At 71.2% G+C, this 24,689-nt stretch carries 21 protein-coding genes; 8 read left to right on the top strand and 13 right to left on the bottom strand.

Annotation, left to right across the window (positions count from 1 at the left end; translation table 11 throughout):
• Positions 1 to 8: 8 nt before the first annotated feature.
• On the bottom strand, positions 9 to 689 hold the full coding sequence (locus tag ACFCVM_RS17655) for a YdeI family protein (RefSeq protein WP_375838034.1): 681 nt from the start codon (positions 687 to 689) through the stop codon (positions 9 to 11).
• 86 nt (positions 690 to 775) lie between these two features.
• Here ACFCVM_RS17655 and ACFCVM_RS17660 point away from each other — a divergent pair, with 86 nt between their 5' ends.
• Entirely contained in the window at positions 776 to 2,155 is a 1,380-nt protein-coding gene (locus tag ACFCVM_RS17660; RefSeq protein ID WP_375838035.1) for an FAD-binding oxidoreductase, read from the top strand.
• Positions 2,156 to 2,210: 55 nt separating this feature from the next.
• The gene (locus tag ACFCVM_RS17665) at positions 2,211 to 3,557 is read left to right on the top strand and encodes a class I SAM-dependent methyltransferase (protein WP_375838036.1); all 1,347 of its coding nucleotides are present in this window, start codon (positions 2,211 to 2,213) and stop codon (positions 3,555 to 3,557) included.
• Between the two features lie 4 nt (positions 3,558 to 3,561).
• On the opposite strand, the gene ACFCVM_RS17670 is transcribed toward ACFCVM_RS17665, so the two are convergent.
• From ACFCVM_RS17670 to ACFCVM_RS17695, 6 genes are all read right to left on the bottom strand, one after another.
• Entirely contained in the window at positions 3,562 to 5,424 is a 1,863-nt protein-coding gene (locus ACFCVM_RS17670; RefSeq protein ID WP_375838037.1) for a hypothetical protein, read from the bottom strand.
• A gap of 1 nt (position 5,425) precedes the next feature.
• Positions 5,426 to 8,281 (bottom strand): MMPL family transporter, encoded by a 2,856-nt coding sequence (locus ACFCVM_RS17675; protein WP_375838038.1) that lies wholly within the window; start codon positions 8,279 to 8,281, stop codon positions 5,426 to 5,428.
• Positions 8,282 to 8,436: 155 nt separating this feature from the next.
• Positions 8,437 to 9,651: an NEW3 domain-containing protein gene (locus ACFCVM_RS17680; RefSeq protein WP_375838039.1), complete on the bottom strand. Its 1,215-nt coding sequence runs from the start codon at positions 9,649 to 9,651 to the stop codon at positions 8,437 to 8,439.
• A 22-nt stretch (positions 9,652 to 9,673) separates the two neighbouring features.
• Positions 9,674 to 11,137 (bottom strand): Gfo/Idh/MocA family protein, encoded by a 1,464-nt coding sequence (locus ACFCVM_RS17685; RefSeq protein ID WP_375838040.1) that lies wholly within the window; start codon positions 11,135 to 11,137, stop codon positions 9,674 to 9,676.
• 301 nt (positions 11,138 to 11,438) lie between these two features.
• On the bottom strand, positions 11,439 to 11,897 hold the full coding sequence (gene sufU, locus ACFCVM_RS17690; protein ID WP_375838041.1) for a Fe-S cluster assembly sulfur transfer protein SufU: 459 nt from the start codon (positions 11,895 to 11,897) through the stop codon (positions 11,439 to 11,441).
• On the bottom strand, positions 11,894 to 13,189 hold the full coding sequence (locus ACFCVM_RS17695; RefSeq protein WP_375838042.1) for a SufS family cysteine desulfurase: 1,296 nt from the start codon (positions 13,187 to 13,189) through the stop codon (positions 11,894 to 11,896). The genes sufU and ACFCVM_RS17695 overlap by 4 nt, the downstream gene beginning before the upstream one ends.
• A gap of 145 nt (positions 13,190 to 13,334) precedes the next feature.
• Here ACFCVM_RS17695 and ACFCVM_RS17700 point away from each other — a divergent pair, with 145 nt between their 5' ends.
• From ACFCVM_RS17700 to ACFCVM_RS17710, 3 genes are all read left to right on the top strand, one after another.
• A complete protein-coding gene (locus tag ACFCVM_RS17700; RefSeq protein ID WP_375838043.1) occupies positions 13,335 to 13,850 on the top strand; it encodes a MarR family winged helix-turn-helix transcriptional regulator in 516 nt (171 codons plus the stop codon).
• Positions 13,851 to 13,901: 51 nt separating this feature from the next.
• A complete protein-coding gene (locus ACFCVM_RS17705; protein WP_375838044.1) occupies positions 13,902 to 14,390 on the top strand; it encodes a GNAT family N-acetyltransferase in 489 nt (162 codons plus the stop codon).
• Positions 14,391 to 14,453: 63 nt separating this feature from the next.
• Positions 14,454 to 15,467 (top strand): lysostaphin resistance A-like protein, encoded by a 1,014-nt coding sequence (locus ACFCVM_RS17710; protein ID WP_375838045.1) that lies wholly within the window; start codon positions 14,454 to 14,456, stop codon positions 15,465 to 15,467.
• 3 nt (positions 15,468 to 15,470) lie between these two features.
• Here the strand turns inward: ACFCVM_RS17710 and ACFCVM_RS17715 are convergent, their stop codons facing one another.
• Positions 15,471 to 16,397, bottom strand: coding sequence for a hypothetical protein (locus tag ACFCVM_RS17715; RefSeq protein ID WP_375838046.1), 927 nt, complete (start codon positions 16,395 to 16,397; stop codon positions 15,471 to 15,473).
• Between the two features lie 84 nt (positions 16,398 to 16,481).
• Between ACFCVM_RS17715 and ACFCVM_RS17720 the strand changes: the two genes are divergently transcribed.
• Positions 16,482 to 17,894 carry a hypothetical protein gene (locus tag ACFCVM_RS17720; protein WP_375838047.1) on the top strand — a complete coding sequence of 471 codons (1,413 nt, stop codon included), beginning with the start codon at positions 16,482 to 16,484 and terminating at the stop codon, positions 17,892 to 17,894.
• On the opposite strand, the gene ACFCVM_RS17725 is transcribed toward ACFCVM_RS17720, so the two are convergent.
• Genes ACFCVM_RS17725 through ACFCVM_RS17745 form a run of 5 tightly spaced genes read right to left on the bottom strand, consistent with a single transcriptional unit; the run spans position 17,873 to position 22,031 of the window.
• Entirely contained in the window at positions 17,873 to 18,169 is a 297-nt protein-coding gene (locus ACFCVM_RS17725; RefSeq protein WP_375838048.1) for a Dabb family protein, read from the bottom strand. The two genes, ACFCVM_RS17720 and ACFCVM_RS17725, sit on opposite strands and share 22 nt — an antisense overlap.
• The gene (locus tag ACFCVM_RS17730) at positions 18,166 to 18,357 is read right to left on the bottom strand and encodes a hypothetical protein (protein WP_375838049.1); all 192 of its coding nucleotides are present in this window, start codon (positions 18,355 to 18,357) and stop codon (positions 18,166 to 18,168) included. Before ACFCVM_RS17730 ends, ACFCVM_RS17725 begins: the two co-directional genes overlap by 4 nt.
• The gene (locus tag ACFCVM_RS17735) at positions 18,350 to 19,690 is read right to left on the bottom strand and encodes an NtaA/DmoA family FMN-dependent monooxygenase (protein WP_375838050.1); all 1,341 of its coding nucleotides are present in this window, start codon (positions 19,688 to 19,690) and stop codon (positions 18,350 to 18,352) included. Before ACFCVM_RS17735 ends, ACFCVM_RS17730 begins: the two co-directional genes overlap by 8 nt.
• Positions 19,687 to 21,015 carry an LLM class flavin-dependent oxidoreductase gene (locus ACFCVM_RS17740; protein ID WP_375838051.1) on the bottom strand — a complete coding sequence of 443 codons (1,329 nt, stop codon included), beginning with the start codon at positions 21,013 to 21,015 and terminating at the stop codon, positions 19,687 to 19,689. Before ACFCVM_RS17740 ends, ACFCVM_RS17735 begins: the two co-directional genes overlap by 4 nt.
• Positions 21,012 to 22,031, bottom strand: coding sequence for an LLM class flavin-dependent oxidoreductase (locus ACFCVM_RS17745; protein ID WP_375838052.1), 1,020 nt, complete (start codon positions 22,029 to 22,031; stop codon positions 21,012 to 21,014). The genes ACFCVM_RS17740 and ACFCVM_RS17745 overlap by 4 nt, the downstream gene beginning before the upstream one ends.
• A 295-nt stretch (positions 22,032 to 22,326) precedes the next feature.
• Between ACFCVM_RS17745 and ACFCVM_RS17750 the strand changes: the two genes are divergently transcribed.
• The gene (locus ACFCVM_RS17750) at positions 22,327 to 23,118 is read left to right on the top strand and encodes a DUF427 domain-containing protein (RefSeq protein WP_375838053.1); all 792 of its coding nucleotides are present in this window, start codon (positions 22,327 to 22,329) and stop codon (positions 23,116 to 23,118) included.
• A gap of 38 nt (positions 23,119 to 23,156) precedes the next feature.
• Positions 23,157 to 24,689 (top strand): ABC transporter substrate-binding protein, encoded by a 1,533-nt coding sequence (locus tag ACFCVM_RS17755; RefSeq protein ID WP_375838054.1) that lies wholly within the window; start codon positions 23,157 to 23,159, stop codon positions 24,687 to 24,689.

Raw genomic sequence — 24,689 nt, forward strand, 5'->3', positions numbered from 1 at the left:
CACTGGTGTCAGTCGGTCGAGGCCGCCGATGCCGCGGCCCGCGCCGCCTCTGCAGCGCGTTCCGCCCACTTCGGCGTCTCGCCGTAGCGCTGGAACGGCACCAGGACGCCCGCTGCGCTGTCGTCGATCAGCTGGACGAGTCGCCGCTCGCGAGTGGCCTCCTGCTTCGCCGAGAGCACCCAGTGGGTGACCTGGCGACGATAGGTCGGCGTCGCGGCCTGCCAGAACGCCGCGGCGGCCGGGTTCGCCGCAAGCCGTGCGGCGGCCTCGGCCGGCAGTTCCTGATGGGGATTCTCGTGGGAGTAGATGCCCGAGCGATCGTCACGCCGTCGTTCGTACGCGGCGATGCCGGCCTCGCGCATGCGTCCCTCGGCCGTGAGCTGCTCGACGAGCGCGATGTTGACGCTCGACCAGGTGCTCGTGGCCTTGCGCGGAGTCCATCGCTGGCGCCGTGCATCTTCGTCGATGCGCTGGGAGACCGAGTCGATCCAGCCGAAGCACAGCGCCTCGGGCACCGCCTGCTCCCAGGTCAGCCCGCGATCGGGCACGTGCTTCTTGTAGAGGCCCATCCAGAGCTCGGTGGCCGTGTCGTGGTTGGCTTCGAGCCACGCTCGGAACTCCGCGGGCGTGGCGAAGAAGCGCGCCGGGCGCTCGGGCGTGCCGCCGGGCGTGCCGATCTCCGTCGTCATGCCCCCGAGTCTGCCAGCACCCACCGATGCGGTGCACTCGTGCGCGTGCTGATGCGCACGAGGGTGCCGCGGACTAGTTTGGAGGCGTGTCCGCACTCGCGACCGATGCACGCACCACTCACGCCGCCGGCGTGGAGCGCCTGCTCGCGAGCTACCGGGCCGTGCCGCCGGGCTCCCCGGTGCGGCTCGCGAAGCGCACCTCGAACCTCTTCAGGTCGCGAGCGGCGACGGATGTCCCCGGGCTCGACACCTCGGGCCTGACGCACGTCATCGCGGTCGACGTCGAGGCGCGCACCGCCGAAGTGGCCGGCATGTGCACCTATGAAGACCTGGTCGCGGCGACGCTGCCGTTCGGACTGGCGCCGCTCGTCGTGCCGCAACTGAAGACCATCACCATCGGCGGGGCGGTCACCGGGCTCGGCATCGAGTCGACGTCGTTCCGAAGCGGTCTGCCGCACGAGTCGGTGCTCGAGATGGACATCCTCACCGGGGCGGGGGAGGTGCTCACGGCGTCGCCGAGCGAGCACCCCGAGCTCTTCCGCGCGTTCCCGAACTCCTACGGCACGCTCGGCTACGCGGTGCGCCTGCGCATCGAGCTCGAGCCGGTGCTGCCGTTCGTCGCGCTCACGCATGTGCGGTTCCATGCCATCGCCGACCTCGTCGCCGCCATGGAGGGCATCGTCCGAACGGGCCGCTACGACGGGGACGCCGTCGAGTACCTCGACGGCGTCGTCTTCAGCGCCGAGGAGTCGTATCTCTGCCTCGGGCGGAGGACCGCGGCATCCGGACCGGTCGGCGACTACACCGGTCAGCGGGTCTTCTACCGCTCCATCCAGCACGACGAGGGGGTGACGCACGACCGCCTCACGACGCACGACTACCTCTGGCGATGGGACACCGACTGGTTCTGGTGCTCCGAGGCGTTCGGCGCGCAGCATCCGCTCGTTCGCCGGCTCTGGCCGCGCCGCCTCAGGCGCAGCAGGTCGTATGCGACGCTCATGCGCCTCGAACGGCGTTACGACCTCGGCAACCGGATCGAGGCGCTGAAAGGGCTGCCGCCCCGCGAACGCGTCATCCAAGACGTCGAGGTGCCGATCGAGCGGTGCGCGGAGTTCCTCGACTGGTTCCTCGCGAACGTGCCGATCGAGCCGATCTGGCTGTGCCCGCTCCGGCTGCGCGGCGACGACGCCTGGCCGCTCTACCCGCTCGAGCCGCACCGCAGCTACGTCAACGTCGGCTTCTGGTCGACCGTGCCGGTCGGGGCCACCGAGGGTGAGACGAACCGTCGCATCGAACGCGAGGTCAGCGCCCTCGACGGGCACAAGTCGCTCTACTCCGACGCGTTCTACTCCCGCGCCGAGTTCGACGCGCTCTACGGCGGTGACGCCTACCGCGCGACCAAGGCGCGCTACGACCCCGACTCCCGACTCCTCGACCTTTACGCGAAGGCGGTGCAACGACGATGACGTCGATCACGGGCTCCCGACTCCTCGACCTCTACGCGAAGGCGGTGCAACGACGATGACCACGACCAAGGGCACGGCGACCGAGGCGGCGGAGACGCCCGAGCGCCACGAGGCAACGGATGCCTCGGGCAGGCTCACCCTCGCCGAGATCCTCGAGATCTTCGCCGGCGGCCGACTGCCGCTGCGCTTCACCGCCTACGACGGCAGCTCGGCCGGGCCGCCCGATGCGGCGCTCGGGATCGAGCTGAAGAGCTCGCGGGGCACGACCTACCTCGCGACCGGCCGCGGCGACCTCGGCCTCGCCCGCGCCTACATCGCCGGCGACATCGACATCCACGGCGTGCACCCCGGCGACCCCTACGAGCTGTTGAAGGCGCTCGCCGACGAGCTCGTCTTCAAGCTGCCGCCGCCGCGCACGATGGCCAATGTCATCCGCTCGATCGGCCTCGAGCACCTGCGTCCGATCGCGCCGCCCCCGCAGGAGGCGCCGCCCCGCTGGCGGCGCGTCGCCGAGGGGCTCCGACACAGCAAGAGCCGCGACGCCGAGGCGATCCACCACCACTACGACGTCTCGAACACCTTCTACGAGTGGGTGCTCGGGCCCTCGATGACCTATACCTGCGCGTGCTATCCCGCCACCGAGGCCTCACTCGACGAGGCGCAGGAGAACAAGTACCGGCTCGTGTTCGAGAAGCTGCGGCTGGAGCCCGGCGACCGGCTGCTCGACGTCGGCTGCGGGTGGGGCGGCATGGTGCGGTACGCGGCGCGACGCGGGGTCCGGGCGCTCGGCGTGACGCTGTCGGCCGAGCAGACGGCGTGGGCGCAGCAGGCCATCCTCGACGAGGGCCTCGGCGACCTCGCAGAGGTGCGGTACGGCGACTACCGCGACATCGCCGAGACCGGGTTCGACGCGGTCTCCTCGATCGGCTTGCTCGAGCACATCGGCGTGAGGAACTACGCGTCGTACTTCACGTTCCTGCAGTCGCGACTGCGCACGGGCGGGCTGCTGCTGAACCACTGCATCACGCGCCCCGACAACCGCTCGGAGCCCGCGGCGAAGGGGTTCATCGACCGCTACGTCTTCCCCGACGGCGAGCTCACCGGCTCCGGCCGCATCATCACCGAGGCGCAGGATGTCGGGCTCGAGGTCGTGCACGAGGAGAACCTGCGACCGCACTACGCGATGACGCTGCGCGACTGGTGCGCGAACCTCGTCGAGCACTGGGACGAGGCGGTCGCCGAGGTCGGCCTGCCGACCGCGAAGGTGTGGGGCCTCTACATGGCCGGCTCGCGGCTCGCATTCGAGACCGGCGGCATCCAGTTGCACCAGGTGCTCGCGGTGCGGCCCGACGAGCACGGCAGCACGGGCGACCTGCCGCTCCGGCCGTGGTGGAGGCCGTGATCTCCTAGCCCTCGCTCGTCACCGACCGCAGGGGAACCGTGCGCCGTGCTGCGACGCCCGCGAACACGAGGGCGACGCCGAGCAGCGCGAACAGCACGAGCCCGGCAACGGCTGGCCAGGCCGCCGCACCGTCGGCGGTCAGTGTCGCGAGCAGCAGTTCGTTCGCCGGCGTGGTCGGGAACGCGGCGGCGAGCGAGTCGACCGAGGGCGGCACGGTCGATGACAGGCCGGCCGCCAGCGCGATCGCCCCGACGAACGCCGCGGCGAGTCGACCGGCCGCGCCGAGGGATGCCGCGAGGCCCTGGTTCAGGGCCGCGAACACGGCGCCGACGAGCACGGCGGCCGCGGTGAACCCGAGCCCCTGCGCGGGGTCGACGGGCACGGCGACGAGGAAGGCGACGCCGACGACGAGCCCCTGTGCGCCGCCGACGGCGGCCCCCGGAAGCAGCGACCCGAGGGCGATCCGGCCCGACGAGGCCGCGGTCAGCAGTCGCCGCGCGGGCACGGCCTGCCGGGCCAGGGCGACGACGAGTCCGCCGATCCAGAGGGCGACGACCGCGAACAGCGGAATCGACTGCCAGCCAGTTGGCGGCGTGAACTGCACGGCGTTCACCGGCTCCGAGGCGACCGACGACAGCACCTCGATGTCGGAGTCGGAATAGGTGGGCAGCTGCTCGGCCGCCGAGGCGAGGCCGTCGGCGAGCTGGGCGGCACCGGCCTCGACCTGGTCGGCGCCCGCCACGAGGTTCGCGGCGCCTGCGGCGAGCGACGTCGCGCCGGCGGTCGACGCATCGGCGCCCGCCGCGAGCTCGTCGGCGCCGTCGGAGGAGACGTCGATGCCCTCGACGAGCACCGACATGCCCGCGGCCAGCTGTTCGGCGCCACCGGTGACCTGGTCGGCGCCGCTCGCGAGCGCCGCGACGTCCTGATTCGCCGTCTGCAGCGTGCCGAGTGCACCGGAGGCCCGCCCGCAGACCGTGCCCGGCCCGGGCAGTGCGCAGATCTCGGCCACGACCGCCGCGAACTCGGTCGTGGCGCCGTCGAGCTTCGACGCGGCGGTGTCGAGCGCGGAGGAGACCGCGGCCGCGCCCTGTGCGAGCGCGGACGCGTCGCCGGGCAGCGACTGCGCGGCCGCGTCGAGTTCGGCGAGGCCGACGGCGAGCGCATCGGTTCCGGAGTCGAGCGAGCCGATGCCCGCGGCGAGCTGCTCCGCGCCGCTCGCGAGGGCAGTCGCGCCGTCGGCGAGCGATGCGGCACCCGTCGCGAGGTCGGCAGCACCGGATGCCGCGTCCGAGATCTGCTCCTCGATGGTGTTGAAGCCCTCGTAGACGTTGCCGAGGTACTGGGCGATGAGCTCGGCGTTCATCGAGGCGACCGCGGTCGACGTGACGGCTGCGGTCAGCGCGGGGTCGAGTGCGGCGGAGGCAGGCGTCGTCTCGACCTCGATCTCGGCCTGCACCGCGCTCGCCGCGGGGCCGCCGATCGACGTCGCCGACGCCGAGAACGACGCGGGGATGGTCACGACCGCAACGTAGCGGCCGCTCCGGAGCCCGGCCGCTGCCTCGTCGTCGTTCGTGAGCACCCAGTCGAAGTCCTGCGGGTCGGCCTCGGGTTCCGCTCCGTCCTGAGCGGTGCCGCCCATCAGCCCCGCCGCGAACTGCCGGCCGAGCGGCACGGTGCTGCCGTCGACCGTGACCGGCTCGTCGTCGTTGACGATCGCGGCGGTGACGCGGTCGAGGTGCTCGGTCGGTGTCGCGAGCGCCCAGGTGAGCACGCCCCCCGTGACGAGCGGCACGAGCAGCAGGCCGACGATCGCGGGGAGGCCGAGACGCTCGGACCCTGCGCCGGCCGAGAACGCCCCCGACATGTCAGACCACCTCCGCGGGTGCGTACGGCGGCATCGGCGCCACCGCCGCGGCGGGCGCGCTCAGCCGAAGCGAGTGCGCGACGAGACCGGGCGGCACCAACTCGGCGACCGCAGCCTCGCCGCCGTGCGCCAGCACCACGGTGGGCTCGCGCTCGCCGTTTCGGCGGGCGGCCAGGGCGGCATCCGTCAGCACGTGTCGGATCGCGGTGCGCGCCGGCGCGTCGACGACGCCGTCGGCCCCGTCGAGCATGATGACGGATGCCCCGCTCGCGAGCGCGTCGACGACCGCGGCGGCCGGGTCCCGGGCCTGATCGAGGCGAACGTAGGCCGATCGCGACCGCACCGCGGACGCTCGCGCCGGCAGCACGAAGCCCGCGACCTTGAGCCGGCCGCCCGTGACGGGCAGCCGGCCGCCGAGCGCGAACAGCACTGCGCGACGGGCGGCGTCCGAGCCGCCGGAGACGTCGAGGACCTCGCCGCCGGCGACCATCGCCCCGAATCCGCCCGCGAGTTCGGGCACGGCGTCGATGTGCACCCCTTCGGCCGCGATGACGAGTCGATCGCCGGGTTCCGGCCATTCGGCGAGCTCGAATTCGCGAGCGAGCCCCTCGCCCTCGATGTCGAAGCGCGGCAGCACCCGGTCGAGCGATGCGGGAATCCACCACGACCGCCGCCCGAACACCGCGAGCACGGCCGGGATGAGGGTCATCCGCACGATGAACGCGTCGATCGCGACGCCGACCGCGAGCCCGAAGGCGATCGGCTGGATCGACGCGTCGCCCTCGGGGATGAAGGCGGCGAACACCGCGAACATGATGATCGCGGCAGCGGTGACCACTCGCGAGGAGCTCAGGAAGCCCCGTTCGACGGCGGAGTGCGGGTCGCCGTGGTGCACGAAGTCCTCGCGCATGCGGCTGACGAGGAACACCTCGTAGTCCATCGCCAGGCCGAACAGCACGCCCATCACGATGATCGGCATGAAGCTGATCACCGTGCCGACGTCGGCGACGTTGAGCGCGTCGGCGAGGAACCCGTCGACGAACACGAGCGTCGTCAGGCCGAACGCCGCTGCCACCGAGAGGGCGTAGCCGAGCGCCGCGGTCACGGGCACGACGATCGAGCGGAAGACCATCGCGAGCAGCACGAGCGAGAGGCCGACGACGAGCAGGCCGAACGGCAGCAGCGCACCGGCGAGGCGATCGGAGATGTCGATCCCGGCCGCCGTGTAACTCGTCACCGAGAGGTCGACGCCGTACTCCTCCTCGAAGTGGTCGTGCATCGACCGCAGTTCGGCGACGAGGTCCTTCGTCGCCTCCGAGTCGGGCCCGCCCTGGGGGATGACCTGCACGATGCCCGTGTCGCCGCCCTCGTTCGGCGTCGAGAGGGCGACGGATGCCACGCCGGGCACGCCGGCGATCTCGGTGCCGAGATCGTCCATGAGCCCGACGGGGTCGGTGCTCTGGATGATCGAGCCGGTGACGATGAGCGGGCCGTTGTAGCCCGGGCCGAAGTGCTCGTCGATGAGGTCGTAGGCGACGCGGCCGGGGGTGCCCTCCTCGAGCGAGCCCGCGTCGGGCAGGGCGAGTCGCAGGTGCATCGCCGGCAACGCCGCGACACCGAGCGCTGCGACGATCACGACGATCGTGACGATCGGCCATCGCGTGGCGGTGCGCACCCAGCCGAGGAAGAAGCGGCTGTGCGCGACGGGTTCGGGGGCGAGTTCGCCCTCATCGTCCTCGTCGTCGGTCCCGTCGACCGGTGCGAGACCGGATGTCGCGTCAGCGGAGGCATCCGCTCGCACTGCGGCGTCCGCCGTCCTCGCCAGCCGGTAGCGCTTCGCGACCACCCGCCAGCCGGCGAAGCCCAGGAGCGCCGGGGTGAGGGTGAGCGAGATGAGCACCGCGATCGCGACCGCGAGGGCGGCTGCCACGCCCATCATCGTGAGGAAGGGGATGCCGGCGACCGCGAGGCCGAGCAGCGCGATGATCACCGTGATCGCCGCGAACACGACGGCGGAGCCCGCGGTCGCGACCGCGCGGGCGGCCGACTCGGCCGGGTCGTGCCCCTGCTTCAACTGGTCCTGGTGCCGGGAGATGATGAAGAGGGCGTAGTCGATGCCCACCGCGAGCCCGAGCATGAGGGCGAGGAGCGGGGTCGTCGACGTGATCGTCAGGAATCCGGTGCCGATGAACACGATCGCGAGCGACGCGCCGGCGCCGAGGAGCGCGGTGATGAGCGGCAGCCCGGCGGCCGCGAACGAGGCGAAGGTCACGAGCAGCACGACGAAGGCGATCGCGATGCCGATGAGCTCGGTGACGCTGATGCCGGTCGAGCTCTGCGAGAACAACTGGCCGCCGACGGCGACCTGGGAGCCGCCGGGGAGGGCGGCCTCGAGTGCCGCCCCCTCGGCCTGCAGTGCGTCGGCGGTCGAGGGGAGCACCGAGGTCGTGCCGACGGAGAGCTGGATCGGCACGAGCACTGCGGAGCCGTCGGCGCTGACGTTCGCGCTCGTCGCCGACGAGTAGGGCGAGGCCGCCGACGACACCTGCGGGATGGCGGCGAGCTCGGTGACGGCACTCTCCACGGCGGCCTCGAAATCGGCGTCGGTGACGTCGCCGCCCTCGGGCGCCACCGCGACGAGCTGCGCCGAGCTGCCGCTCACCTGGGGGAAGGTGCGGGCGAGCGCGTCGAGCGCCTCCTGGGACTCGGTGCCGGGGATGCGGTAGGTGTTGTCGGTGCCGACGCCGAGGAGGGCCGCGCCGGTGAACAGCACGGCGAGCACGATCAGCCAGAGCGCGAGGACCAGGCCCCGAGCCCCGTAGGCCCACCGACCGAGTGCGTAGAGCGCTGAGGACACCTGCGGATCGATTCCCTGCGGTCGCCGAGGAATCCTCAGGACGACTCGTGCTCCTCAACCTAGGGGGTGGCCCGCGACGGGCGCAAGCGACGCACGAACGGTTCGCGCCCGGCCGGCGGGTGCCGGTCGGGCGCGAACGGTTCAGCAAGAACGGGTCAGGGAGCGACCGCGATCGAGAAGATGTGCATCGAGCCGTTGGTCGGCAGTACGACGAAGTCGACCGTCTTGCCGGCAGTCAGCGGCACCGAGTGCGCGAACATGCGGTACTGGTAGGCGGCATCGCCGTATCCGCTCGGCCGGTTCCGGCCGTTCGTCGAGACGGCGAGTTCGGCGCCGTGCGCATTCTCGTCGTGGAACGACCAGTTCGGGAATCCGATCGCTCCCGAGCTCGTGGTGCCATCGGTGTAGAAGACGGTCGCCGTGCCGGTCGCACTGGTGCTGGAACCGGAGCCGAGGAAGACGAGGCGTTGCCCCTGCCCGCCGATGCGGAGCGCCTGCCCGGCAGCGGTGACGTTGTCGGCGGTTCCCGGCTGGGAGGCGGGCATCAGCAGCGTGGCACCGAGGGCCTCGATCGCCGCGCCCGGGCCGGCTCCGACCGCCGCGAGCTGCTCCGCCGAGAACGTATTGCCCTCGTTGTCGAAGCTTCCCGCCGTCGGCTGCGACGCGGTCGTGATGGCGACGCTGTTGAACAGGGCAGCGAGCGAATCCGTGGGCGGCGTGGTCGGCATCGCTCGCACTCCGGTCGCGCTGCCCGCTCCGTCGCCGCCCTTGTAGCTGACGGTCGCGGTGAAGACGCGGAGGGCGAACCCGGGGCGCTTCTCGGGGACGCGCACCTGGAAGGTCGCGGTCTGGTCGCGACCCGACTTGATCGCGTCGAGCTTCTGGCTCGACGGCACGACCTGCCAGCCGACCGGTCCGGCGAAGGAGACGACGACCGAACTCATCTTCGCCGCCGAGTCGTTCGACACGGTGACCTCGACCGTTGCGATCGCCGGGCCGTCGAGCCCGATCTCGGGGACGGCGACGGTGATCTCGGGTGCCGGCTCGGCCGGGTCGGATGCCTCGGGCGCGGCGTGGGGCGCCTTCGACGACTCCGGTGCGGGTGCCGTGGTCTCGGGCGCTGGTGCCTCGGGTGCCGGCGCCTCGCTGTCGGGCGCGCCACCCTCGGGCGCCTCGGAAGCCGGGGCATCCGTCGCCGGAGCCTCGGTCCCGGGAGCCTCGGTCCCGGGAGCCTCGGTGGACGCAGGCGACTGCGACGTGGCGGGCGACTCCTCGGCGAATGCGCCGTATGCGGCCGAAGTCGACCAGGTGGACGCGGCGAGCACGAACACGCCGGCGATCGCGGCCTTGCGAAGGAACTTCATGGACATGGTTTTCCTCTCAGCTGATCGGTCAGACGACGGCGGGCATGGCGGATCGTACGGAGTCGAGCCCGAGGCGCAGCTTCTTCCACTCGCCGCGCGTGAAGTCGGGCACCTCGACGGGCTTGCCGCCCTTCGCGAGCGACTTCACGCTGAGCGGCACGGGCGCGCACCAGGCGGCGGAGTCGTAGACGTCGATGTCGGGCACGAGGCCGGCGCGCATCTGCTGCACGATGCGCCACTGCAGGATGTAGTCCATGCCGCCGTGGCCGCCACCGGCGGCCGGACCTTCGAGGTCCTTCCAGAGCCAGTGGTCGAACTCCGTGCGCATCGCGCTCGCGCCGCGCCAGGTGTCACCGCCGTGGTACGGCTCCGCGTAGATGCGCGCGCCTGTCGAATCGGCGCCGACGTAGTCCTCGAAGATGCCGCGGCTGCCCTCGAGCGTGTTGATGCGGCTGTACGGGCGGGGCTGGCTCACGTTGTGCTCGGCGCGGATCGTGCGGCCGTTCGCCGTCGTGATCATGCACGTGACGAGGTCGCCGTTGATGTACTCCTCCTTCCACGAGCGGTGGTCGCGCGGCACGAAGCGCTCGCGGTAGTCGGCGAGCCCCCGCGCCGCCGTGGCCGTCGCCGTCAGCGTGTCGAGGCGGTCGCCCCGGTTGATGTCCATGGCCGCGGCGATGGGTGCGAGCCCGTGCATGGGGTAGAAGCTCGCGGTGCTGCGGGTGTGCCAGAGACGGCGCCAGTCATCGGTGTAGTAGCCGTCGGCGAACAGCAGGGAGCGGAGGTCGTGCAGGTAGCCGCCATGGCCGCTCGTCACGTCGCCGAAGACGCCCTCGTGCGCCATCTTGAGCATCGCCAGCTCGTTGCGTCCGTACGAGCAGTTCTCGGCGAGGAACAGGTGCTTGCGCGTGCGCTCCGAGGTGTCGACGAGGTCCCAGAGCTCGTCGAGCTCGGTCGCGATCGGCAGCTCGATCGCCGCATGGGCTCCGGCGAGCAGGGCCGCCTTGCCGTGCGCGTGATGGAACTCCCACGGCGTCGCGATGTAGACCAGGTCGAGCTCTTCGGTGTCGAGCATCTTCTGGAACGACTCGTCGCCGCCGCCGTATTCGCGCGGACGCGCCTTGCCCTTGGCGGCGACCCGATCGGCGGCTCGCTTCGCCCGGTCGGCCCTGATGTCGCACACCGCCGTGACGGCGGTGCCGGGCACGTCGACCCAGCCGTCGAGCATGCCCATGCCACGGTTGCCGAGGCCGATGAGGCCGATCTTGACGACGTCGACGGCTTCGAACGGCTGGTCGGCCATCGACGTGGCGCCGCCCTTGCGGGAGGGGATGATCGCCGCATTGGCGACGGATGGAACGACGGCGGTGACGGCGACGCCGGCGAGGATTCCGCCGAGGAGGTTTCGCCGGCTGAAGCCGAATGCCCCCGAGTCCCGATCAGCGGTGATCGGTTCCTCGGTAGGGCGAGGGATGGTGAGAAAACGCGTCATGACACTCTCCAGGTCGGTCAGGGAATGCTCGGTGATGCTCGGTATCCCATACCCTGCTGGCCTGATCGTGACGTGTCAAGAGTTGATTGAAGATTGGTGTTTTCAATCACAACTGATCAGAGTGACTGCTCGCGGCGGGAGAATGTCGCGGCACGCTACTGAGCGGATGCCGTGTAGCGGCGCGCGGAAATCACCGTTGATCTGCGGGAGAGTCGCTGGAGTCGGCACCGGTCTTCGAGGTGCCCCTGTGAGCGGATCCTGCTCGTTCGCCGTCGACGGTCGTGCCGTGGCGCCGGTCCGATCAGGAGCGCGCGGAGTCGGCGCTCGCCGCGGCGATGCACGCCTCGAGCGCGACCCACGCGAGCATCGCGCACTTCACCCGCATGACGTACTTCGAGACGCCGTGGAAGGCGATCGCGTCGCCGAGCAGCTCTTCATCGGCCTCGCCGGAGCCCTGCGAGCGCATCATCGTGCGGAATCCGTCGATGAGTTCGCGCACCCGGACGAGGTCGGCACCGGCCGCGAGCTCGGTGAGCGCGGAGGCCGAGGCCATCGAGATGCTGCAGCCGTCGCCGGTCCAGCCGATCGCTTCGAGCACGGTACCGGATGCGTCGAGGCGGATGCCCATCGTGATCTCGTCGCCGCACGTGGGGTTCAGCTCGTGGTGCGTCGCGTGCGGCTCGGCGAGTTCGCCGTCACCGAGGCGGCGACGCGAGTGGTCGAGGATGAGCTCCTGATACAGACCCGACAGATCGCTCATGCGTCGACCCCGAAGAAGCCGCGCACGTCGGCGAGCGCCGCAGCGAAGCGATGCACCTCATCGGCCGTCGTGTAGACGTAGGCGCTCGCCCGGGTGGTGGCGCGCAGTCCGAGCCGGCGGTGCAGCGGCTGGGCGCAGTGGTGGCCGACGCGCACGGCGATGCCCTGCGAGTCGAGGAACTGGCCGACGTCATGTGCGTGCACGCCGGGCACGTCGACGCTCGCGAGCGCCGCGCGCGGACTGCCCGGGGGAGGGCCGACGAGCCGCACGCCCGCGACTCGGGAGGTCTCCTCGACGAGGAGCTCGGCGAGCGCCGTCTCGTGGGCATGCACGTTCTGCATGCCGAGCCCTTCGAGGTAGCGAACGGCCTCGGCGAGGGCGACGGCCTGCGAGACCGGTTGCGTGCCGGCCTCGAAACGCTGGGGGGCGGGCAGGAACGACGCCGACTCCATCGTCACCATGGTGATCGTCGATCCGCCGGTGCGGGCGGGCGGCAGGGCGTCGAGCAGGTGCTCCCTGCCGTACAGCACGCCGATGCCGGTCGGGCCGAGCATCTTGTGGGCCGAGAAGGCCGCGAAGTCGACGCCGAGTTCGGCGAAGTCGACGGGCCGGTGCGGCACCGACTGGCAGGCGTCGAGCATGACGAGCGCGCCGTGGCGGTGGGCGAGTTCGACGACCTCCGCTGCGGGAGCGAGGAACCCGGTGACGTTCGACACGTGCCCGAATGCGACGAGCCGGGTACGGGGGCCGATGACGGTTGCCGCGTCGTCGACCGACCACGTGCCGTCGTCGTTCACGGGGATCCAGCGCAGCGTCGCGCCGGTCTTGGCCGCGAGGCGCTGCCACGGGATGAGGTCGGCGTGATGCTCAGCCTCGGTCACGACGATCTCGTCGCCCGACCCGAGCCGGAAGATCTCGGCGTCGGGTCCGCCGAGGCCGGCCGCGGCATCCGCCATGCCGAGGGCGACCATGTTGATCGCGTCGGTCGCGTTCGACGCCCACACGATCTCGCGACTGCCGGCGCCGACGAAGCGGGCGACCGTCTCGCGCGCCGATTCGAACGCGGTCGTCGAAGTGCCGACGAGGGTCGACGCGCCGCGGTGCACGGCGGCGTTCGCGTGCTCGAGGAAGGCGCGCTCGGCGTCGAGCACCGCGAGCGGCCGCTGCGCGGTCGCGCCGGAGTCGAGATAGGCGAGCGGATGCCCGTTCAGCTCCTGGTCGAGGTACGGGAAGTCGCGACGGAGGCCCGTCGGCAGCAGACCGTCGATGGTCGTCGTTCGATCGAGGGTCACTGTTCCTCCCAGCGGCCGGCGCGGGTGCGACTCGGCACCCTTCCAGTCTGACGCAGTTTCGATCGGTGATCGCCGTGAGACGGTGATCCGTCATCTGCCGAGGTCGAAATGTGCTCGACGTGCCATGTCGGGATACCGTTTCGGTATGCCACGGAGCGTGAGTGAGCGCGGCGACCGCGACGACGAGGTCGACCTGCTGATCGATGCCTGGTCGCATCGTCTGCCCGGCGTCGACCTCACCCCCCTCGACGTCATGTCGCGTCTGCGTCGCGTGGCGAACCGCCTCGGACGACTGCGGGCGGGGGCCTTCAGCGGCGCGGGGCTCGCGGTCTGGGAGTTCGACGTGCTGGCCGCACTCCGCCGCGAGGAGCCGCCGCACGAATTCAGCCCGGCGCAGCTCATCGAGGCGACCATGATCGGCAGCGCGGCCATGACGAACCGGCTCGACAACCTCACGCGCCGCGGCCTCGTCGAACGCCGGCCGAACCCGCGCGACGGCCGGAGCGTGCTCGTGCGACTCACCGACGAGGGCGCGACGCGCGTCGACGCCGCGATGCGCACTCTCGCCGAGCGCGAGGCCGAGGAGCTCCGCGGTCTCAGTCGCGAGGAGCAGGCGACCCTCGCCGCCCTCCTGCGGCGACTCGCGCAGGACGCGGAGTGACGGCAGCGGATGCCGCGGCATCCGCCCGCGCTCATGTGAGAGGTTGAGTGCATGCAGTTCGCGACCTTCGAAGCCGACGGATCCACGTTCGCACTCCGACGCGCCCGGCGAGTCGACCTCGCGGGGCTCGTCGCGCTGATCGCTGCCGACTCGCTCCGCGCTGCCGAGGAGACGCCCACGGGTGGTGGGCTCGAGCCCTACGAGCGCGCCTTCGAGGCGATCGACGCCGATGCAGCCCAGACGTTGACGGTGCTCGAGTCCGCCGACGGGCGAGTGGTCGGCACCATGCAGCTCTCGTCGATCCCGGGGCTCGCGCGGCGCGGGGCGACGCGCATGCAGATCGAGGCCGTACGCGTCTCGCGGGAGCTGCGCGGCCTGGGGCTCGGTTCGGCGATGATCGAGTGGGCGGTCGGCCACGCGCGCGACCAGGGCGCGGCGCTCGTGCAGCTGACCTCCGATGCGCGCCGCGTCGATGCGCACCGCTTCTACGAGCGACTCGGCTTCGAGGCATCCCACGTGGGGTTCAAGCTCTTCCTCTGACGGGTCCTGAACTCCGTCGCACGGGGGATCCGCGAGCCGATCGCCGTCGGTAGCGTCGATGTCGTGAGCGACGAACGTGCCGACCCGACCACCTCGACGACGTCCGACCCTGCGGTGCCCGCGGTGCCGCGCGAAACGCGCATCGACGCGACCCGCGTGCCGTGGGCGGCGGTCGTCGTCTTCGCGATCGTCTCGTGCGGGCTCGCCTGGGCCGTCGCCGCCCCGCTCTGGATGCGCGGTCTCGGCATGACCGACCCGCTCCTGCCGGTGATCGCCGCAGCCATGATGCTCACCCCCGCGATCGCGACGATCGCGGCGCTGCTCGTGGAGCGCGGCCAGCGCGGGCGGCGCGGCGCACGCGGCATCCTGCGCGATCTCGGCATGTGGCCGCTCCGGCCCTTCGGCCGCACGCTCGGAATGTCGGCGGCCGCCATCGTCGTGCTGCCGCTGCTCATCGCGGCGGGGCTGCTCGTCGTCGGCCTGCTCGGCCTCGCCCGCTTCGACCTGGTCGGCTTCTCGGGATTCGCCGAACAGCTCGACTCCCTGCTCCCTCCCGGCACGCCGGCGCCGCCGATCCTGCTGCTCGTGACCGTGCAGTTCGTGATGATCCCCATCGGCGCGATCATCAACGCACCGTTCGCATTCGGCGAGGAGGTCGGATGGCGCGGGTGGCTGCTGCCCGCGCTGCGGCCGCTCGGCGACTGGCCCGCGCTCCTCGTCTCCGGCGCGTTCTGGGGCTTCTGGCACTCGCCGCTGATCCTGCTCGGCTACAACTTCGGGCTCACCGACCTCACGGGCGTGCTGCTCATGATCTTCGCCTGCATGCTGCTCGGCGTGCTGCTCGGCTGGACCCGACTGCGCACGGGCTCGGTGTGGCCGGCGGTCTTCGGACACGGTGCGTTCAATGCTGCGGCCGGGCTCGGGGGACTCGTCATCGCGGCCGGTTCCCCGGTGCCGGCGGCGTGGATCGCCGGGCCGCTCGGGCTCGTCACGTGCGCGGTCTTCGCCGTGGTCATCGCAGTGCTCGTGTCCGCGGGCCAGTTCCGACGTGCGCGCCTCGACGCGCGCCTCGGCTGACGGCTACTCGACGTCGTACCAGCGCAGCACGCGAAGTGCTCGCAGCGTGTTCCACCGGCTCGGCTCACCCTCCGGGGCGTCGACCTCGAAGTGCACCCGGCCGTTCCACGGCGTGGCAGCGAGCCAGCGGCCGTCGGCGCCGCGTTGCGCGGTGACGAGCTCGATCGCGTCGGCGAGCCGGGGATCGGGCGCGTCGCCGGACCCGCGGAAGTAGTCGAGCGAGCGGAGCACGTCGTAGACCCAGTACGGCGGGAATCGGAACTCCGCATAGCGGGGGAGGACGATCTCCCCGGTCGTCCGTCGCCGGTACAGGCTGCGTTCCAGCAGGTACTCCTCGCCACGTCGACGGGATTCCGTGATCTCGGGCGGCGCATCGGGCACGGCCTGCTCGTAGGCGAGCAACCCCTCGAGCACGCAGAGCGTCGAGTCGAATGAGGAGCGCCCCGACTCCTCGCGCGGTTCGCAGTTCCAGCCGCCGTCGTCGAGCTGCTCGCCCAGCAAGCGGTCGATGATGCGGTCGCTGCCGGCTCCGAGCTCTCCGAAGTAGACGGCGAGTGCGAGCACGCCGCCGTTGACGCACTCCTCGACCTCGCCATGGAAGTAGGGGAGGTCCCCCCATTCCCTCCAGAAGACGCCGTCGCGAACCCGGGCGATCGCCGAACGGGTCTGCGGGGCATCCGGTTCGATGCCGAGGCGGCGCAGCAGGTGGAGCGTCCAGGTGGTGCTCCTCCGGTCGCCGTCGATGCCGTACTCGTCGCCGCCCCAGTAGCCGTCATCGGCCTGCAGGGCGAGCAGCCCGGCGCCCCAGCCTTCGGCGGCGATACGAGCGCGCTCGCGGTCGATCTCGTCGGGCGGTGCATCGAGCAGGTCGCGCATCACCTGCCAGCGGATCGACGGATCGGAGTCGAGCAGCCACTCTGTGACATCCATCCGCCCATGTTCGCGAATCCGCCGCGTGAGCGCCAGCCCCGATCACCCTGGCGGCGCCGTTGCGAAAGGGGTAACGTCCTCCGCATGGCAACCGGGGGGCGCCAGAACAGACCGACTGTCCGAGCACGATGGGCGGCCCGCTGCGTCGTCGCGGGGGTCATCGCGCTCGCGGCGGCCGTCGGCACCGCCTCCGCCGCCCATGCCGCGCCGTCGATCGTGATCGACTTCGACGCTCCGGGCTACGTGGTCGGGCCGGGCAGCCCGGCCGGCCAGAACGGCTGGCTCTCGACGGGCACCAACTTCGATTTCGCGCTCGTCGAGGACGCGACGTTTCCCGACTCGGGGCTCGACGGCGGGCGCAGCCTGCGGGTGTCGAACGCCGTGATCCCGGGCACGAGCTTCGTCCGCAGCCCCGCGGTCGACAGCGCCGGCGAGCCGGGTGTGCCGGGTGCCCTCGGCAACACCTTCTCAGCCGAATTCACCGTCGCGTCGTCGACCGGCGCGACCCAGGACGGGCTGATGCTCGAGGTCGTACTCGGCGCCGCGTCGCGGTACGGCGGCGTGGTGCACCTTCGGCAGACCGCCGCGGGCCTCGAGATCGGGAGTTACTGGGTGCCTCCCGAAGCGACGAGCACCGCGAACTCGAGCTGGCGGTCGGAGGTGTTCGCGACCGTCGACTCGAGCGTGCCGCACCGCATCGGCGTCGAAGCCGTCTTCCTCGCCGGTGAGAGCGATGTGCTCGACATCTTCGTCGACGGCGTGCTGGTCTCCGGATGCTCCGGACTGACGACGTGGGAGTACTTCCACGCGCTGAGCGGCGGTTCGACCACCGCGACGGTGAGCGACCTCTCGTTCCGGCTCACGACGAGCGCGCCGACCGGCACCGGCACGGGGTTCGCGGCGGGACTCCCGCCGGCCCCTGCGACCCTCGGACAGGGATTCCTCTTCGCCGACATCGGGTACGGCACGAGCGACACCGAGCTTCCCGGGCCCGACGGCGGAGACGTGCCGGCTCCGACCGAACCCGCCGCGGCTCCCGACTTCCCCCTCACCGTCGACCCGTCGAGCCTCGGCGGCCCCGGGCAGGTGACCGTCGCCTCGAGCGGCTTCCGGCCCGGGGAGTTCGTCGCCGCCACCCTCTTCCCCGAGGCCACGGCCGCTGGGTGGCTGCAAGCCGACCTGTCGGGCGACGTGACGGGCAGCGTCTCCGTTCCCGACGGCACCTCCACCGGGACGCATCAGGTGCAGCTCACCGGGGCGGTGAGCCGTTGCACGGCGCTCGGCGCATTCGAGTTGCTCGCGCCGGCACCGCCGTCGACACCGGCCTCGCCAGCAGGGCCGGCCCTCGCTGCGAGCGGGTTCGCACCGTCGCCCGCCCTCGCCGTCTCCGGTGTCGTGCTGCTCGCGGGCGCCGGCATCCTCATGGCGGCATCGGCGCGAAGCGGACGTCGCGATCGCCGTCGACCGAGCGCCGTTCAGCCGCCGAGCGGCACGTAGTCGAGCTCGAGGAAGTCCTCGACCTCCGGCACCCAGCGATCACGCACGAACGCGACATGCACCGGGTGCTCGTTGTACTGGTCGTAGGCGGTCTGGTCGGCGAACTCCATCGAGAAGCCGAAGGCGTACGCGTTCTTCCGGCTCACCTGCCGGAGCTGTTCGAAGCGTTCGACGCCGGGGATTCCCGCCAGCGCGAGTGCCGCATCGAGGAACGAGTGCTCGTCGGCCGAGCCGGACGGATGGCGCAGCCGGAAGGCGACCGTGTGTCGGATCATGTGCTCACTGTAGGGCCGCCCGACTCGTGCACGGGGGCGGAAGCCGGCGTCTCACCGCTCTGGCGGTTCCGGTCGGGCGCCGCGGCATCCTCTCGCGGCCGTTCGCGCCCTGCTGCGAGGCCCTCGCGCACGATGCGGTAGGCGCGGGGGCCGTGGGCGCGGGCGTACCAGTGCAGCAGGTCAGACATGGGTCTCTCCGATCGGTGCGGCGACGCGGGGTCGCTCGAGACCGAACCGCTCGCGGAGCGTGCGCTCCTCGTAGGCGGTTCGAGTGAGGCCGCGCCGCTGGAGCTCGGGTACGACGAGGTCGACGAAGCGGTGGATGCCGCTCGGCAGGGTGAGGAACTGCACGATGAAGCCGTCGGCGGCGCCGCCGCGGAAGCGCGATTCCATCTCGTCGGCGACGTCCTCCGGGGTGCCGACGACCGTCTGCTCGCGGAACGCACGCGCGTAGAGCTCGCGTGCCGTCACCCGGTCGGCGGCGAGCGACCACTCGGCCAGCCGGTTCGGCGACTGCGACTCGTTCGAGGTGTCGGTGTCGGGCCGGTACGCGAACGGCTCATCGGCCGAACGCCCGGTGAGGTCCTGGCCCACCGTGTGCGAGACGTCTTCGACGATGAGGGTGTCGGGTGTCGAGGCGAGCAGCTCCTCGGCGAGGTCCTCGGCCTCCGCGCGCGACGACGCCACGACCGGGCGGATCGACGGGAGGATCGCGAACCGCTCGGGGTCGCGGCCGTGGCCGGCGACACGCGCCTTCAAGCCCTCGTAGAAGGCCTGCGCCGCTTCGATCGGCTGCCAGCGGGCGAAGACGGCATCGGCGGTGGCTGCGGCGAGGTCTTGCCCTGCGGGCGAGCCACCGGCCTGGAACTGCACGGGATGCCCCTGCGGCGGGCGCGTGATGTTGAGCGGCCCCCGCACCGTGAAGAACTCGCCCCGGTGATCGGTCGTCGTGAGCTTGGAGGCATCCGCGAACCGGCCGGAGGCCTTGTCGGCGAGGATCGCGTCGTCGGCCCAGCTGTCCCAGAGCCGCTCGACGACGCGCACGAACTCGGCGCCGCGCTCGTACCGGCGGGAATGGTCGAGGTGCGCGTCGCCGCCGAAGTTGCGGGCCTCCTCGTCGTAGCGGGAGGTGACGAGGTTCCATCCGGCCCGGCCGCCGCTCAGGTGATCGAGCGAGGCGAGCGCACGAGCCACGTGGTACGGCTCGTTGTACGTCGTCGACACGGTCGCGGCGAGGCCGATGCGCCGCGTGTGCGCGACGAGCGCCGAGAGCAGCGTGAGCGGCTCGGGTCGCACCTGGCTGTAGTGGTCGATGCCCGATGGGTAGCGGTCCCAGAGGTAGAGCCCATCGGCGAGGAAGATCGTGTCGAACACGCCGCGCTCGGCCGTGCGCGCGAAGTCCGCATAGAAGTCGGGGTCGAGGTGGCGCTCGGGTTCGGCCGACGGATGCCGCCAACCGGTGACGTGCGCCCCGCCCGGGTGGAACAGGAACGCGCCGAGCAAGAGGTGTCGACGAGTCATGCGACGTACCGCCCTTCGGGTCGGGCGAGACCGAGGTGCTCGCGGAGGGTGTCGCCCGTGTACTCGGCCGGGTGGATGCCGGCATCCGTCAGCCGCGGGATGACGTCGGCGACGAAGTCGTCGATCGTGTCGGGCAGGGTCGGGAACATGAGGATGAAGCCGTCGGCGGCCCGTTGCTCGTACCGCTCCACGATCCATTCGGTGATGGAGTCGGCCGTACCCAGTCGGAAGCGTCGCCGCAGCAGCTCGGTGGTGAGCTCGCGCAGCGTGTACGGCCGCTCGGCGAGGAGCGAGGCGATCCACGCGTACACGGACTGCGACTGGTTGAACCCGGCGACGTCGAAGTCGAACTCGAACCGTTCGTCGGGGTCGCGCTCGCCGAGGTCGGCGCCGAGCTGATGGGAGAGCAGGTCGAGCGAGACCCGGTCGGGGGTGAGGGACGCGAGCTCGCGGAACTTCTCCTCGGCATCGGCAGCGGTGCGCCCGATGATCGGCGACAACGCGGGCAGCACGAGGAGCTCGTCGGCGCCTCGGCCGGCCCGTCTCGCGCGGAGCTTGTAGTCGGCGTAGAGACGCCTGGCGCCCTGGAGGTCGTCGGGGCTGAGGGTGAACACGGCCTCGGCGGTGCGGCCCGCGAGCGCGCGCCCGGCTTCGGAGGCGCCGGCCTGGAAGAGCGGCGGATGCCCCTGCGGGGGCCGCGGCACATTGAGCGGACCGCGCACCGAGAGGAATTCGCCCGCATGCTCGAGCACGTGCAGCTTCGCGCGGTCGGCGAAGAGGCCGCTCTCGCGGTCGAAGCGGAACGCGTCGTCGTCCCAGCTGTCCCAGAGGCCGGTCACGACGTCGACGAACTCCTCGCCCCTGCGGTACCGCACCGGGTGGTCGAGGTTCGACGCGCGCCCGAAGTTGCGCGCCTCCTCGTCGCTCGCGCTCGTGACGAGGTTCCATGCCGCCCGGCCCCGGCTCAGGTGATCCAGCGAGGCGAGCTTCCGGGCCACGTGGTACGGCTCGTTGTACGTCGTCGACACGGTCGCGGCGAGGCCGATCTTCTTCGTGACCTGCGACAGCGCCGAGAGCAGGGTGAACGGCTCGAGCCGCACATTGACCCCGTGATCGATGCCGGAGACGAACCGGTCCCACACGTACAGCTCGTCGGCGACGAAGACGGTCGCGAAGCGTCCGGCCTCCGCGGTCCGCGCGAACCGCGTGTAGTAGTCGAGGTCGAGGAACTCGCTCGGTCGCGCGGCGGGGCTGCGCCAGCTCGTGACGTGTTCGCCGCCGGGGTAGAAGAACCCCGCGCCGAGGGCGAGTGGCCGGCGGGTCACGCGAGCACCTCCGCTCGCGCACCTGCTCGCACCCAGCCGAGCGCGGGTGCGACCTCGGTGACGAACGACTCGAGTGCGTCGTGCCGGGCGGTGAACGAGGAGTAGAGCAGTTCGACCTGCACCTGCAGCTGCGTCGCGAGCGGGAAGGCCGGCTGGCTCGCGATCGACTCGACGAGGTCGGCGGGGGCGCCGTAGTGGATGTTCAGCGAGGCCGCCTTCTCCGCGAGCGTCGTCGCGGGCGGGAGGAAGCCCTCACCCCAGGCCCACTTGCGCAGGATGCCCGCCTCCGCCTCGCGGAGTCCCGTCTCGCGGTCCTTGGCCGGGTAGATGAGCGTCGACAGTCCGATGCGAGGAGCGGCACCGTCGGGCAATGCCTCGACATACGCCGCCGCAGTCACCTCTGCCGGAATCGTCTGCGTCGTTCCGATCAGCACGCCGTGCCCGGCGCGGGCGGCGAGGCGGGCGCTGCGATCGGTGAGCGTCGCCTCCCAGATCCGATCCCCGAGCGAGCTCCGCGGCGGGAACAGGGTGTCGCCGTTCCCGTTGAGCGTTGCACCGCGCAATGCGCCTTCGAGTGCTCCGAGGTCGCGGCGGTAGACGGAGCGCTGTTCCTCGGCGTCATCGGCGATCGTGCGTCCGAAGGCTTCGGCGAGTCCCGGCATCCCCCCGCCGTTGGCGACGCCGAGTTCGACCCGGCCGCCGCTCAGCACGTCGAGCACCGCCGCGTCCTCCGCCACTCGAACGACGCTCTCGAGCGGCAGCGTCACGGCCGCGGTGCCGAGCCGAAGCGTCTCGGTTCGCGCAGCGAGGGCGCCGAGGAACACGAACGGCGACGGCAGTCCGCCGGCGCGTCGACCGTCGGAGCTCTGCAGGTGGAACTGCCGCACCCACGCGGAGGCGAATCCGAGGCGCTCGGCGTGCGTGAAGAGATCGAGGAACTCCTCGTAGGCGCCGCCCTCGGCGTCGTCCTCTTCCGCGAAGTGCGCGAACACGCCGAGCTGTAGTCCGTCTGTCATGAGTCCTCCGGGTGCTGGCCCGCCATCGGGGTGGTCGAGGCGGGATGGGACGAAACGCTAACCCCGCGGATGCCGCATCCGGCATGCATGACCGCAGATGACCGAGACGCGAAACACCCGGTAACGCGCCCGCGAAACACGACGTCACTGTGTGTCGAAATGCGTGGTCATCAGGCGTCTTCATGAACGTCGCTCGATGAGTGCGCGCTAGCGTCGCCACCGCTGCGACCGAGAACCGGCCGTCGCGAGACCGCCGATCGCTCGACCATCGATCGCACGACCTGAAGGGCACGGAATGACCGACACCATCACCGAACAGCTCGTTCGTCGCTTCGCCGAACCGCCCACCATCTGGAGCTACGAGCCGAGCGCCCGATGGGTGCGGGGCTTCCTCGACGACACCCCGATCGTCGACAGCCGCGAGCAGATCCTCGTCTGGGAGCCGCGACACAAGGTGCCCGAGTACGGCTTCCCCATCGCCGACGTGCGAACGGACCTGCTCATCCCATCGGATGCCGCGGCCGAGGCCCCCGCGTACTACCGACCGCGTCGCCCGGTACGCCAGTGGTTCGACCTCCGCGTCGGCGACCGAACCGTCACCCATGCGGCCTGGCAGTGGGACCTGCCCGAGCTCGAAGGCCACCTCGGCGTCAGCTGGTTCCCCGGGGTGCTCGATCGGTGGCTCGAGGAGGACGAGGTGGTGTTCGCCCACCCGCGCGACCCGCACAACCGCGTCGACGCGCTGCCGAGCAGCAGGCACGTCGTAGTGCGCCACGGCGGCGTGGTGCTCGCCGAGAGCACCTCGCCCGTCGTCGTCTACGAGACCGGGCTGCCGCCCCGGTACTACCTGCCGCGAGACGACGTGCGATTCGAGCTGCTCGCGCCCTCCGCCACCTGGAGCGAATGCCCGTACAAGGGGTACGCGACCGACTACTGGAGCACGCCGCATCCGGAGCCCATCGCCGACATCGCCTGGTCGTACCCCGAGCCGTCCATTCCCGCCATCGCCGGCCTCGTGGCGTTCTACAGCGAGCGCCTCGAGGTCACCGTCGACGGGCAGCGGATCACCCCGCCGCCCGCCGGCTGAGACGCCACCCGCACCCCACCACGAAGAGGAGAGTCCCCATGAACCACCGCCGGAATCGATTGCGACGCACACTGCTCGCCGCCGCCACCGCTGCACTCGTCGCGCCGCTCGCGGCGTGCGCCAGCACCGGTGCGACCGACGCGGGAGGCGCCGACGCGATCTACCGCATCCCGATCAGCGACCCCGGCGCCGAGATCGATCCGCTCACGGTCGCCGACTACAACGGCATGCTCATCGCGGGCCTCGCCTCGGAAGGCCTCATCAGCCTCGATGCAGAAGGCGAACTCGTGCCCCGGCTCGCCACCGCGTGGGAGGCATCGGCCGACGGCCTCACCTGGACCGTCGATCTGCGCGAGGGCGCCGTCTTCAACGACGGCGAGCCCGTCGTCGCCGAGGACGTCGTCTCGACCTTCGAGACCATCACCGCCGACGACAGCGTCTCACCCGGCAAGAGCAGCTTCGACGGCCTTCTCGACACCGTGACCGCGGTCGACGACGGCACCGTGGCCTTCGGCCTCGTGCGGCCCTTCTCCGACTTCCCGCGACTCCTGACCGGGGCGAACACGAGCATCCTGCCCGCCGGATACACGCCGGGCGACTGGCTCGAGAATCCGGTCGGCGCCGGGCAGTTCCTCCTCGAGGACTACACCGTCGGCGAGGCGGCGACGTTCGTGAAGAATCCCGACTACTGGAACGCCGACGAGATCCTGGTCGACGGCGTCGAACTGAAGGTCTACGCCGACGAACAGGCGAAGACCCTCGCCTTCCAGGCGGGTGAGCTCGACCGCATCAACGTCACGAGCGACGTCCTCGCCTCGGTCGACGCCTCGAAGTTCGACACGATCAGCTCGGGGTACAACAAGTTCGACGGCATCTTCCTCAATCAGGAGGCCGCGCCGTTCGACGACCCGTCGGTGCGCGAAGCCCTCGCATGGGCCATCGACCGCGCCGCCCTCGTCGACGACGTCTACAGCGGCAACGCGGATGTCGCGAACGACGTGCTGTACTTCCCGGACTACCCGGTCCAGCCCGCGGGCGTCGAGCAGCGCGAGCAGGACCTCGACGAGGTCGCGGAGCTGCTCGACGGCCGCACCGTGCAGTTCGCCATCACGACCGACAACCAGCTCTTCGGCGAGGTACTGCAGCAGCAGCTCAACGCCGTCGACGGCTTCGACGTCGAACTCGACCTGCTCACCTCCGAGCAGTACTACGCCGACGGCGAGGACTCGCCGTGGCTGAACGCCCCTCTCACGGTGACGAACTGGGCCGTTCGCAGCCCGTCGCAGTACATCGGCCTGATCTTCGCCGACGGCGCAGCGTGGAACGCATCGCACTACGCGAACCCCGCCATCGAAGCGGCATCCGCTGCGTTCGATGCGAGCACCGACGAGGCCGAGCGTCAAGCGAGGGTCGACGAGATCGCGGGGATCCAGTGGAGCGATCTCGCGGTGATCGTGCCGACCTTCTCGAAGGCCCAGGTGCTGCAGAACCCGCGCGTGCACGGCGACTTCGCCGGTGCGCTCGACTTCTACACCGGGTTCTCGTTCGCCGGCATCTCCATCGGCGACTGA

Source organism: Agromyces sp. NPDC056389 (assembly GCF_042262385.1).
GTDB lineage: Bacteria > Actinomycetota > Actinomycetes > Actinomycetales > Microbacteriaceae > Agromyces.

Bases quoted from the DNA above. Each gene is read 5' to 3' on its own strand.
- ACFCVM_RS17705 (WP_375838044.1), top strand. From the start codon at position 13,902: ATGCAGTTCGCGACCTTCGAAGCCGACGGATCCACGTTCGCACTCCGA.
- ACFCVM_RS17725 (WP_375838048.1), bottom strand. From the start codon at position 18,169: ATGATCCGACACACGGTCGCCTTCCGGCTGCGCCATCCGTCCGGCTCG.
- ACFCVM_RS17670 (WP_375838037.1), bottom strand. From the start codon at position 5,424: ATGTCGGGGGCGTTCTCGGCCGGCGCAGGGTCCGAGCGTCTCGGCCTC.
- ACFCVM_RS17735 (WP_375838050.1), bottom strand. From the start codon at position 19,690: ATGACTCGTCGACACCTCTTGCTCGGCGCGTTCCTGTTCCACCCGGGC.
- ACFCVM_RS17750 (WP_375838053.1), top strand. From the start codon at position 22,327: ATGACCGACACCATCACCGAACAGCTCGTTCGTCGCTTCGCCGAACCG.
- ACFCVM_RS17720 (WP_375838047.1), top strand. From the start codon at position 16,482: ATGGCAACCGGGGGGCGCCAGAACAGACCGACTGTCCGAGCACGATGG.
- sufU (WP_375838041.1), bottom strand. From the start codon at position 11,897: ATGAGCGATCTGTCGGGTCTGTATCAGGAGCTCATCCTCGACCACTCG.
- ACFCVM_RS17755 (WP_375838054.1), top strand. From the start codon at position 23,157: ATGAACCACCGCCGGAATCGATTGCGACGCACACTGCTCGCCGCCGCC.
- ACFCVM_RS17745 (WP_375838052.1), bottom strand. From the start codon at position 22,031: ATGACAGACGGACTACAGCTCGGCGTGTTCGCGCACTTCGCGGAAGAG.
- ACFCVM_RS17700 (WP_375838043.1), top strand. From the start codon at position 13,335: ATGCCACGGAGCGTGAGTGAGCGCGGCGACCGCGACGACGAGGTCGAC.
- ACFCVM_RS17665 (WP_375838036.1), top strand. From the start codon at position 2,211: ATGACCACGACCAAGGGCACGGCGACCGAGGCGGCGGAGACGCCCGAG.
- ACFCVM_RS17685 (WP_375838040.1), bottom strand. From the start codon at position 11,137: ATGACGCGTTTTCTCACCATCCCTCGCCCTACCGAGGAACCGATCACC.
- ACFCVM_RS17715 (WP_375838046.1), bottom strand. From the start codon at position 16,397: ATGGATGTCACAGAGTGGCTGCTCGACTCCGATCCGTCGATCCGCTGG.
- ACFCVM_RS17730 (WP_375838049.1), bottom strand. From the start codon at position 18,357: ATGTCTGACCTGCTGCACTGGTACGCCCGCGCCCACGGCCCCCGCGCC.
- ACFCVM_RS17680 (WP_375838039.1), bottom strand. From the start codon at position 9,651: ATGTCCATGAAGTTCCTTCGCAAGGCCGCGATCGCCGGCGTGTTCGTG.
- ACFCVM_RS17655 (WP_375838034.1), bottom strand. From the start codon at position 689: ATGACGACGGAGATCGGCACGCCCGGCGGCACGCCCGAGCGCCCGGCG.